Genomic DNA, 8017 nt, shown 5'->3' with positions numbered 1-8017 from the left:
GGCGCGGTGCGGCAGGCCGGAGAGGTGGGCGGGCGGCCCGTGTCTGCCGCCGTCCTGGACCGCCTCACCGAGACGCTCACCGCCGCGGTCATGGACGCCGACGCCGGTGCGGCGGTGCGAGCCGGTCGCCTGGCGCGCGGCCTGCAGCATGCCGGGTTCGGCATCGTGGACGAGCTCGGCGAGGAAGCCGACCTGGTGGCGCTGCGACCCGCGGCGGCGTCGGACGCGCCGGAGAAACCGGCGAAGGAACAGCCGGCGAAGGAACAGCCGCCCGAGGACGAACAGCCGGAGGAAGAACAGCCGGAGGACACGGCTGACGCCGCCGAACGCGCCGTCGAGGAGACCTCCGCGCAGGTGGACCGCCTGGAGGAACGGCGCGACGAGGTCAGCGACCGCCTCCGCACGGCCGAGGCCGCCGTCGACGACGCACAGGACGAGGCGACCCGCCTGGACGACGAGCTCGCGCGGCTCACCGAGGAGCGCGACGCGGCGCACCGCACGCTCGACGAGGTCCGGGCGGCGGCGGACGAGGCCCGCACCGACCTGGCCGCCGTCGAGCAGGAGCTGGACGACGCCGAGGACCGCGCCGCGCAGGCCCGCCGTCGCCGTCGGGCAGCCAGAGGGAAGTGAGCGGGACACCAATCGCGCGGGCGGTAGGCCGGAGAAGTGCGCGAGCCCTAGCCGCTCCGTATCCGCTGCGCGAGCACACAGTTCAGCACCGCGGTCCGGGCCTCGCCGACCAGGCGGGCGGCAGGTCGGGCACGGCGCCGTGCTGCCGCAGCACCGCGATCACCGCGCGGCGGCTGATGAGCCGCCGGATCCCGGCGGCCGCCTCCTCGTCGAGCCGGTCGAGCAGGTCCGCGACGGCGTCGGGGTCGTCGAGCAGGTCCGGAAGCTCCGCGAGCGGCACGCCGAGCTCGGTCAGCCGGGTGATCCGCAGCAGCCGCGCCAGGTGCCGCACGTCGTACTCGCGGTAGTCGTTCGACGCGGGGTCGGGCTCCTCGAGAAGCCCGAGCTGGTGGTAGTGCCGCAGGGTGCGGATCGTCACGCCGGCGAGTGCCGCCAGCTCACTGGAACGCATCGCCCACTCCTCATGTCGAGGTCCGGTCGCATCGGCAGTGCCCCCCGACCGACCGTACTGCGGTGCACGCGGGGCCCGAGCACGACGCGACGTCGGGGTGCACGCCGGACTCGCAGGTTCACCCGCGAGGACCCACCCGCGAGCGACACGTCCACCACGCCGGTGCCGGCGGATGCACGTCGTCGTGCAGCCGCTTCCCCGCGCCGGTATCCGCGTCGGCTGCCGCACCGGCGCCCGTGTCGGCAGCAGCCCGGCAGCACCGGGCTCGTCTGCCCCTCCGCAGGGGGCCCCACACTGCGGAGGGGTTTGCACGGCAGCCTTCGTCCCAGACACGAGTGCTACCAATTGCAACATATCAGCCCTTAATCAAAGCCGAGCGCGAGAATGCGAAAAACGTCCGCAATGCGGCAGGCGAAATGGCCATCGAAATGCGCCTGCTTCTCACCCGCGATTTCGCATCGCGAACCTCTCAACCTGCCGCAGCGGCGTCACGGCCCGCGGACAGCGCCGTGACCAGGAGCTCTACCGTCTCCTCCGCCGACGAGGCCTGCCCCACCACGATCTCGTGGTCCACGCCCAGCCGGTCGTCGATGGTGAACCAGCCGGCCATCTGCTCAGGCGTGAACTCGGCGGACTGCGGCCTGGTGGCGTGCCGCCGCACCGTCTCGTCGAACGGCACGTCCAGGTATGCGCACACCGTCGTCCCGGCGTGGTCGGCCACCAGTCCGGTGAGCATCGGGCCGTAGTGGTCGACGGCCAGGATGCCCTCCAGCACCACGGAGTAGCCGGAGTCGAGCGCGTGCCGCACCACGATGTCGATCATCGAGATGTTGGCCCCGCCGGGCACGTCCTTCTCCCACATCAGAACGCGGCGCAGGTAGTCCTGCTGCACGAGCGCCGTCCCACGGCCCATCCGCCGCCGGAGCGCCGCCGCGACGGTGGACTTGCCCGCCCCGGAGGGACCGCGCACGACGACGAGGCAGGTCTGTCGGCTCCCGGTCACGACTGGATCAGGCTTCGCCGGCCGGATCGAGGCTTGCCAGCCGGATCGGACCTTGCCGGCCGCGTCAAGCCTTGCTGCCGCTGAGCGCGAGCGTGCCGCCGAGCCCGATCATCATGCCGCCGCCGGTGGCGCGGATCGCGGCGAGCCGGCGCGGCGACGACGCGAGCCAGGAGCGGGCGGCGCCGGCCAGCAGCGCCCAGATGCTGTCGAAGACCAGCGCCACCAGCGTGAACACCAGGCCGAGCACCATCATCTGCAGCGGTACCTGCCCGGCCCGCACGTCCACGAACTGGGGCAGCGCCGCGACGAAGAACACGATCGTCTTCGGGTTGGTCACGCCCACCACGAAGCCCTGGCGCAGGATCGCCCAGCGCGACGGCGTCCGGCGTCCGGCACGTGCATCCACCCCGGTACCGGCGCCACCAACAGCCGCATTCTCGGCCTCGTCCGGGTGGGCGCCGTCGCGACGGTGCCGGATCGCCTGGACGCCCAGGTAGACCAGGTAGGCAGCACCGAGCAGCTTGATGACCGTGAACACCACGATCGACTCGGCCACGACCGTGCCGACGCCGAGCGCGACCGCCGCGACCAGCGGCAGCGCGCCGAGCTCGTTGCCGAGCACGCTCAGCAGCCCGCCCGGGCGGCCCAACGAGAGCGAGCGCCCGACCACGAACAGGACGCTCGGCCCGGGAATGACGATGAGGATCACCGACGCCACCACGAAGGCGACGAGGGTCTCGAAGGCCGGCATGGGCTCACTCTATGACCCGGCCAGGACCGCACGCCCGGAGTTCTACTCCCCGCTCGTGTGCACCCCTTCGAGCGCGTCCGCGCGGCGCACGTGCCGGGTGACCCACGGTCCGAGCAGCGCGAGCACGGCCGCAAAGCCGAGCGCGACCAGGCCGATGCCGCCGAAGTAGGCGGTGTCGGACGCGCCCTCGGTGGCCTGCACGAGCTGCGCCGTGATGGCCTGCCCGGCCGCGGGCGCGAGGAACCACAGCGCCATCGCCTGCCCCTGGTAGGCACGTGGCGCGAGCAGCGTGGTCGCGGCCAGGCCCACCGGCGAGAGGCACAGCTCGCCGAGCGTCTGGATCACGTACACGACGGCCAGCACCCACCCGGGCGTGAGGTCGTCGCCCGCGATGGCGGACGCCCCGGCCAGCACCAGGAACGAGAGGGCCGCGAGCGCCAGGCCGATCGCGAACTTGTACGGCGTCGGCGGGCGGTCCTTGGTACGGACCCAGAGCCAGGCGAACACGGGGGCCAGGATGATGATCGAGGCGGGGTTGATCGACTGGAAGAACTCGGGGCTCACGGTGAACCCGAGCACCTCACGGGAGGTGCGGTCGGCCGCGAAGGTGGCGAGCGTGGTCGCGGCCTGCTCGAAGATCATGAAGAAGAGCATCGCGGCCACGAACAGCGGGATGTAGGCGACCAGGCGGGGGCGTTCGGCGTCGGTCACGCGCGGCGAGCGGTACATGGTGATGAAGAACGCGATCGGCGCGAGGAACGCGATGTAGCTGAGGGCGTCGATGAGGGCGTGCACGCCCCAGCCGCCGGCGACGAGCACGGCGAGCAGGTACACCACGACGACGGCGCCGAGGATGATCGCGAACATCCGCACCAGCGCCGGCCGCTCCCCCGGCTGCACGGGGTTGGGCACGATGTCGCCGGCGCCCTGCAGGTTCTTGCGGCCCAGCACGAAGAACACGAGCGCGATGCCCATGCCGATCGCGGCCACGGAGAACGCGGCGTGGTAGCCCCAGACGGCACGCACGGCGCCGACGATGATCGGCGAGAAGAACGAACCGATGTTGATCCCCATGTAGAAGATCGAGAACGCCGACTCGCGCCGCGGGTCCTGCCGGTCGTACAGCGCGCCCACCATGGACGACACGTTGGGCTTGAGCAGGCCGGTGCCAAGGGCGACGAGCACGATGCCGAAGTAGGAGAACCCGGCTGCGGGTATCGAGAGGCACACGTGCCCGGCGGCGATGACGATGCCGCCGTAGAGCGTGGAGCGCCGGGCGCCGATCAACCGGTCGGCGAGCCAGCCGCCCACCACGGACAGCAGGTAGACGCCGGTGCCGTAGATCGACACGACGGCCTCGCCGAGCGTCTGGTCCAGGCCGAGCCCGCCGTTGGCGATCGTGTCGGTCAGGTAGTAGACCAGGATCGCGCGCATGCCGTAGTAGCTGAACCGCTCCCACAGCTCCGTCGTGAACAGCGTCATCAGGCCCAGGGGATGCCCGAAGAACCGGCGGTCGCCCGCCAGCGCGGCGGGCGGTGTCTGGTCCGGTCCGGTTCCTGACGGCGGTGTCGCCGACCCTGTGCTCATCACCCGATCGTCGGCGCGTTGCGCGCGAGGCGCACGTCGGGCGGGAAAGTGTGCGCGGGGTCGTCACCGCCGAGCCGGCTCGCCGGCTAACGGGGCCGGCTGGCGGGGCCGGCTAGCGGGGCGGGCTCCAGAGCATCCGGCCGATCACCCGCCGGCGGACCACCACACCGACGTGCGCGGCAAGCGCCGCGAAGAAGCACAGGTGAGCCGCGATGTGCAGCGGGAGCAGGTCCGTGCTGCCCACCACGAGCGCGATACCGGTCGCGGGGACCACGAAGAGCATCGCCAGCAGGATCCGCTCGGCCCAGTGCATGATCTTGCGGTCCGTACCGGTGAGCCGGGGGTCCCAGGGCGGCAGCGGCGTCGTCCGGCGCCACACGAGCCGCAGCACGCCGACGGCGATGATCGCGAGGCCGAGCAGCACGTGCCAGCCGGGGAGCGCGAGCTGGCTGGCCGCGCCGTCCGCGCCGTCCACGCCGTCCACGCCGTCCACGCCACCGCCCGACCAGAGGTCCGACCAGGCGGAAGCGACGGCGTCGTCGGCGTCCTGCTCACGCAGGTCCTGCGCCTGCTCGCAGCTCTCCTCGAGCTGGTCGAGCCGCTCCTCCTCCGCGTCGGTGGTGTCGCCGCCGCTGCGGTCCTCCCCCGGCGGGTCGCAGTCGACGGCGGAGACGCCGTCGGCCCTGCCGCCGCCCCCGTCGTCGTCCATCAGGTAGCCCACCGCGAACTGGGCCGCGAGCAGGGCGACCGTCGCCCAGTGCAGGACCTTCGTCACGATGCCGTAGCCGTGCTCGCCGTTGCGCCACCTCATGCGGTTACCTCAGCGCACGCCGGTGGCACTGTCCAGCCCTCGGTCCGTGGCAGCGGAGAAACGAGCGCGGTACTGGCTGGGCGAGGCGCCCAGCCGGGCCACGAAGCGGCGGCGCATCGTCTCGGGGCTCCCGAACCCGGCGGCACCCGCGGCCGCGGTGACCGTGTACCCCGCGTCGAGCAGCGACCGGGCGCGGTCCAGGCGGGTGTCCTCGACGAACCGCGCCGGCGAGATGCCGAGCTCGGCGGCGAACAGGCGGGTGAGGTGCCTCGGTGAGACGCCGGCGACGACGGCGAGCGACGTCGTGGTGTGATCGAGCGCGGGCTCCGCCGCCACCAGGTCGACCACCCCCCGCAGCACGGAGGAACGCGGCGGACGCAGCTCGAGAGGGGCGGAGAACTGCGACTGGCCCCCGGGCCGCCGCATGAACATCACCAGGCTGCGCGCGACGTCCCGCGCGAGTTCAGGGCCGTGGTCCTGCTCGACGAGCGCGAGGGCGAGGTCCATGCCGGCCGAGACCCCCGCGGACGTGAACACGCCGCGGTCCTCGACGAACAGAGCGTCGAGCTCGACGGAGACGTCCGGGTACGCCCGGGAGAGAAGCCGGCCGTGCCGCCAGTGGGTGGTGGCCCGCCGCCCGTCGAGCAGTCCGGCCGCCGCCAGGACGAACGACCCCGTGCAGATCGACACCAGCCGGCGTGCCCGGGGTGCGATCGCGCGGACGGCCTCGGCCAGCTCGACCGGCACCGGTCGGCGGACGAGGTCGTCACCGCCCGCGACGACGACCGTGTCCACCTCGCCCAGACCGGCCACCGCCGTGTCGACGGGCAACCGGGTGCCGATCGACGTGCGCACCGCCCTGCCCGACACCGAGGCGTAGCCCAGCGCGTACGCCGCGCCGAAGGTGTTGGCCTCGGCGAGTACCTCGGCCGGGCCGGTGACGTCGAGCATCTTCATGTCGTCGAACACGACGAACACGACGCTCCGCTCCGTCAGCGGGCTCACCCCCCTCGCCAAACAGCTCGCCTCCGTCGTCCGCGGGCCGGACGGCACCGTGGTCACACTCAAGCACGTCCGGGCGGGCGCCGGTCACTCGGGCCAGTCGTTGTCCTGGATGATCCGGACGAAGTCCTGCCGGCGGAACGACGGGTCGAAGTGCGCGAGCACGTCGTCGTTCATGGTGCCGAACGTCGTGTCGGGCCGGTGGGCCATGCCCTCGTAGAAGGCCCGCAGGATGCGGTTCTTGAAGTCCGGCCGCGGGTGCACGGCAACCGTCTCGTCACGCTGCCACGTCGCGATCTCGCCGAGCCCGAGGCCGAGCACGTCGGTCTCCACGCCCAGGGTCACGACGGCGACCTCGGGGGCGAGCAGGAGCGGCACCTCCGGCGTCGTGTGCAGGGCGACGGCGAGCCAGACCGCCTGCGCCTCCTGCGACGAACGGCCGTGGTCGCGCAGGAACGCCGACGCCACCTCGGCGCCGTCGACCTCGAAGCGGCGGTCCCGGGTGCCGTACGCGGCTGTCAGACCGAGGTCGTGGAACATCGCCCCGACGTAGGCGAGCTCAGGATCGACCGCCAGGCCGCGGGCGGCGGCCTTGAGCATCCCCCAGACGAACACTCGGCGGGAGTGGTGGAACACGAGGTCGTCGGCGGCCTCCCGCACGAGGGCGGTCGCGTCCCGGGCGAGCTCGGTATTCGGGATGGCGATCCCGGCGATGGTCGCAGGCATGTGGGGTTCCTCCTGTCGGTGGGCGTGCTCGGTTCGCACGCCGGCGGTACCACCGTCCCCCGCCAGCGCCCGTCGGCACGCCGTCCCGACGGACCGGCATCCCACAGATCCGGACATCCGCGCGAGCGGCCTCCGCCGGCCAGGCCGGCGCTCCTTAGGCTGGAGGGATGACGACTCGCCCCTACCGGTCGACCCTGCGCGAGCAGGCGGCGGCCTCCACGCGCGCCGCGATCCTGGACGCGGCCGAGGAGCTCTTCGCGCAGGACGGCTACGCCCGCGTGACGATCGGCCGCATCGCGCAGGCCGCCGGCGTGGCCCCCAACACCGTGTACGTGGCGTTCGGCAACAAGGTCGGACTCGTGCGCGGGCTGACGGAGCGGGCCTCGGGCGAGGACAGCATCCAGGCGACCCTTGCGGCCATCACGGAGTCCGACGACGCCGAGGCGATCGTCGACCTGGCGGTGCGCAGCACCGGCGACATCGTGCACGGGCACCGGCGGCTCATGACCTTGCTGATCGCCAACGCGGCCGCGGACCCGGAGATCGGCGCGACCCTGCAGGGCACCGAGCGGCTGCTCCGCGAACGGTTCGGCCTGATCACGGGACGGCTCGCGACGCTGGGCGCGCTGCACCCGGGCCTGGACGTCGACCAGGCGACCGACCTGCTGGCCTACTACCTGAGCCCCGAGTCGTGGCTGCGGCTGGGCGCTCTCGGCTGGGACCCGGAGGTCAGCCGGGCCTGGCTGCGCGGACAGCTCGGACTCGCGCTGCTCGGAAGAGGTTCCGGGAGAGACCCCGGAAGAGGTTCCGGAGGAGATTCGGAGTAGTCATACACTAATCAATGTGCGCATACTCTTCTCAAGCACCCCCGCTCACGGGCACCTGCTGCCCCTGCTGCCCCTCGCCCGCGCGTTCCGCGACCGCGGCGACCAGGTCGCCGTCCTGACCGCGGGGGCGTTCGCCCCGCTGCTCGACGCCGAGGGCATCGAGCTGGTCGCCGCCGGGCCCACCGCGGACGTCCTGTTCGCGGAGTCCGGGCGCCGGACCGGCGTCGAC

9 protein-coding genes and 1 pseudogene are annotated in these 8017 nt (G+C 72.7%); 3 read left to right on the top strand and 7 right to left on the bottom strand.

What is annotated here, in order from left to right:
• Positions 1–630: hypothetical protein (locus tag PROKR_RS26950; protein ID WP_051433413.1), on the top strand; the 630-nt coding region annotated here is incomplete at its 5' end.
• Between the two features lie 82 nt (positions 631–712).
• Here the strand turns inward: PROKR_RS26950 and PROKR_RS26945 are convergent.
• The 7 genes from PROKR_RS26945 to PROKR_RS26915 form a co-directional block, all read right to left on the bottom strand.
• A complete protein-coding gene (locus PROKR_RS26945) occupies positions 713–1081 on the bottom strand; it encodes a MerR family transcriptional regulator (RefSeq protein WP_051433412.1) in 369 nt (122 codons plus the stop codon).
• A gap of 469 nt (positions 1082–1550) precedes the next feature.
• The gene (locus PROKR_RS26940; RefSeq protein ID WP_036969959.1) at positions 1551–2084 is read right to left on the bottom strand and encodes an AAA family ATPase; all 534 of its coding nucleotides are present in this window, start codon (positions 2082–2084) and stop codon (positions 1551–1553) included.
• A gap of 64 nt (positions 2085–2148) precedes the next feature.
• A complete protein-coding gene (locus tag PROKR_RS26935; RefSeq protein ID WP_036969957.1) occupies positions 2149–2835 on the bottom strand; it encodes a LysE family translocator in 687 nt (228 codons plus the stop codon).
• A gap of 42 nt (positions 2836–2877) precedes the next feature.
• Positions 2878–4422: a peptide MFS transporter gene (locus tag PROKR_RS26930; protein WP_036969955.1), complete on the bottom strand. Its 1545-nt coding sequence runs from the start codon at positions 4420–4422 to the stop codon at positions 2878–2880.
• 112 nt (positions 4423–4534) lie between these two features.
• Positions 4535–5233, bottom strand: a complete 699-nt coding sequence (locus PROKR_RS26925; RefSeq protein WP_036969953.1) for a cytochrome b — start codon at positions 5231–5233, stop codon at positions 4535–4537.
• 9 nt (positions 5234–5242) lie between these two features.
• A complete protein-coding gene (locus PROKR_RS26920; RefSeq protein WP_245605987.1) occupies positions 5243–6238 on the bottom strand; it encodes a GlxA family transcriptional regulator in 996 nt (331 codons plus the stop codon).
• Between the two features lie 84 nt (positions 6239–6322).
• Positions 6323–6961, bottom strand: coding sequence for an HD domain-containing protein (locus tag PROKR_RS26915; RefSeq protein ID WP_036969949.1), 639 nt, complete (start codon positions 6959–6961; stop codon positions 6323–6325).
• A 167-nt stretch (positions 6962–7128) separates the two neighbouring features.
• On the opposite strand from PROKR_RS26915, the gene PROKR_RS31105 reads away from it, so the two are divergent.
• Positions 7129–7788, top strand: coding sequence for a TetR/AcrR family transcriptional regulator (locus tag PROKR_RS31105; protein ID WP_051433411.1), 660 nt, complete (start codon positions 7129–7131; stop codon positions 7786–7788).
• A 16-nt stretch (positions 7789–7804) separates the two neighbouring features.
• Positions 7805–8017: pseudogene (locus PROKR_RS36365) on the top strand (glycosyltransferase); the annotation flags it as partial.

Source organism: Promicromonospora kroppenstedtii DSM 19349 (assembly GCF_000515355.1).
Taxonomy (GTDB): domain Bacteria; phylum Actinomycetota; class Actinomycetes; order Actinomycetales; family Cellulomonadaceae; genus Promicromonospora; species Promicromonospora kroppenstedtii.
This window is presented reverse-complemented; position numbering and strand designations above follow the sequence as displayed.

Excerpts from the sequence above, each read along its gene's own strand:
- PROKR_RS26945 (WP_051433412.1), bottom strand. The coding sequence starts at position 1,081 with ATGCGTTCCAGTGAGCTGGCGGCACTCGCCGGCGTGACGATCCGCACC.
- PROKR_RS26935 (WP_036969957.1), bottom strand. The coding sequence starts at position 2,835 with ATGCCGGCCTTCGAGACCCTCGTCGCCTTCGTGGTGGCGTCGGTGATC.
- PROKR_RS26930 (WP_036969955.1), bottom strand. The coding sequence starts at position 4,422 with ATGAGCACAGGGTCGGCGACACCGCCGTCAGGAACCGGACCGGACCAG.
- PROKR_RS26925 (WP_036969953.1), bottom strand. The coding sequence starts at position 5,233 with ATGAGGTGGCGCAACGGCGAGCACGGCTACGGCATCGTGACGAAGGTC.
- PROKR_RS26915 (WP_036969949.1), bottom strand. The coding sequence starts at position 6,961 with ATGCCTGCGACCATCGCCGGGATCGCCATCCCGAATACCGAGCTCGCC.
- PROKR_RS31105 (WP_051433411.1), top strand. The coding sequence starts at position 7,129 with ATGACGACTCGCCCCTACCGGTCGACCCTGCGCGAGCAGGCGGCGGCC.